This window comes from Aliirhizobium wenxiniae (genome assembly GCF_019511445.1).
GTDB lineage: Bacteria > Pseudomonadota > Alphaproteobacteria > Rhizobiales > Rhizobiaceae > Neorhizobium > Neorhizobium wenxiniae_A.
This window is the reverse complement of the sequence record NZ_JAEUAN010000054.1, coordinates 1-1,978: the sequence shown is the minus strand read 5'-3', so window position 1 is coordinate 1,978 and position 1,978 is coordinate 1. Positions and strand designations below refer to the sequence as shown.

Genomic DNA, 1,978 nt, shown 5'->3' with positions numbered 1-1,978 from the left:
CCACGTCCGCAGCAGGGACGCTCAGCACCAAAGCTAGATGGCGCGCTGAGGGATGAAGGCGTCGCCTATATGGTCGCGCCAGCCGATGCGTTGAACACTTCTCCCGTCCTGAGCATGCTGTGCATGATGACCGCGAGTTTCCGGGCGACGGCCACAGCGGCCCGCTTGAAGCCAAGTCGCTCGCGCAGCTTAAGTCCCCAACTCTTGAGTCTGCTCTCGGTCCTGGCACTGGTTCTCGTCAAAAGCACCGTCGCCGCTTCATAAAGCAGCCCCCGTAAACGATTGTCACCCCTTCGTGAGATATGGCCGTCATAGTCGACCTCGCCTGACTGATAACGCCGCGTTGTCAGCCCAAGCCAAGCGCCAACCGAGCGCGACGTTCGAAAGTTTTCTGGATTTTCAATTGCCGTAACGTAGGACACCGCTGTGACCGCGCCGACTCCCGGAATTGTCATCAAGAGCTTCGCGGCTTGGCTCGCACGTGCCGCTATCAGCAACTGGCGACTAAGATCGGCTGCGCGCTTGCGGATATCGTGCCACGCCTCCAAAAGAGGCAAGATAATCTTCGCAAGCTCGCTGTTCCCATCCAAAAGCTTCCGCACATCGCCATCAAACACTCGACCCTTCGCTTTCGGGATGATCAGACCGAAAGTCTTCATCAGGCCGCGGATTTGATTGCCAAGTTGCGTTGAGATGTACAAGAGCTGTTCCCGGGCAGCCACCAATGTGCGGGCCCTCATAGCGTCAAACGACTTGACACGAACCGCTTTGTAAAAGCCTGCTTCAGCGAGTTGCGCTAAACCATCCGCATCGTTGGCATCGGTCTTGTTGAGCGTTTCGTTCGATACCTTCTGCGCGTGCCGCGCTTCAATGCAGATCGCCGGCAACCCCTCGCCCGTCAGCGCGTGATAGAACCACGTCGACAGCGGTCCCGTTTCGAATACGACGCGCTGCGCGCGAGGAGCTTTTTTGCGGATTATCTGCACGAGAAGTTTGGGATCTGAAGGACATTTCCCCCGCCAGATCCGTTTCCCATCTTCCCGGATCGAAATTGCGGTGTCTTTCAATGAAACATCAAGGCCAATATATTGGTTCACGGTTGCCTCCATCCGATGTTTGGGCCCGGTTCCAATCGAGAGCCCGTTTTTCCATCCTATCGGGGGCAACCACCCTCACAAGCCAAAAGCCAGAGACGGTCGCGCCGCGATTACTCCATGTTCGAGAACCGTGGGCCCAAATGCGCCCTACTCGTCTACATAGATGACGCGACCGGCAAGCTGCTGCATCTGCGCTTTGCCGGATCGGAGAACACGTTCGACTATCTGCATGCGACGAAGGCCTATCTGCAGCAATGGGGCAAGCCGCTGGCTTTCTACAGCGACAAGCATGGCGTTTTTCGCTCGCTCCATCCGTCGAAGAAAGACCGGACGAGCGGCCTGACGCAGTTCGGCCGGGCGCTTTATGAGCTGAACATTGACATCATCTGCGCCAATACCCCGCAGGCCAAGGGCCGGGTGGAACGCGCCAACCAGACGCTGCAGGATCGGCTGGTCAAGGAGATGCGGCTTCGCGGCATCGACACGATCGAGGAAGCCAACGCCTATGCGGCTGAGTTCATCGTGGATTTCAACGCGCGTTTCGGCAAACAGCCGCGCAATCCGAAGGACATGCACAGGCCGTTGGCCGATCACGAGAACCTCGATGGCGCCATGTGTCGCAAGGAAGTTCGCACGCTGTCGCAGGCTTTGACACTGCGCTACGACAAGGTGCTGTTCATTCTCGATCCGACCGACGTCTCCAGACCCTTGGCCGGTCAGAAGGTGATCGTTTGTGATTATCCGGACGGACGGCTTGAGATCATGCACGAGAGCTATGCCCTGCCCTATAGAACTTTCGATACGCTGCGCTCGGTGCATCGCGCCGAAGTCGTCGACAACAAGCGACTGGATGACATGCTATCTGTTGTCGCCGAGATGCA

1 protein-coding gene and 1 pseudogene are annotated in these 1,978 nt (G+C 57.6%); one reads left to right on the top strand and one right to left on the bottom strand.

Annotated features, from left to right (window positions below; translation table 11 throughout):
* Positions 1 to 65: 65 nt before the first annotated feature.
* Positions 66 to 1,097: an IS110 family RNA-guided transposase gene (locus tag JNB91_RS30190; protein WP_220329110.1), complete on the bottom strand. Its 1,032-nt coding sequence runs from the start codon at positions 1,095 to 1,097 to the stop codon at positions 66 to 68.
* A 120-nt stretch (positions 1,098 to 1,217) separates the two neighbouring features.
* On the opposite strand from JNB91_RS30190, the pseudogene JNB91_RS30185 reads away from it, so the two are divergent.
* Positions 1,218 to 1,978, top strand: a pseudogene (locus JNB91_RS30185) (ISNCY family transposase); the annotation flags it as partial.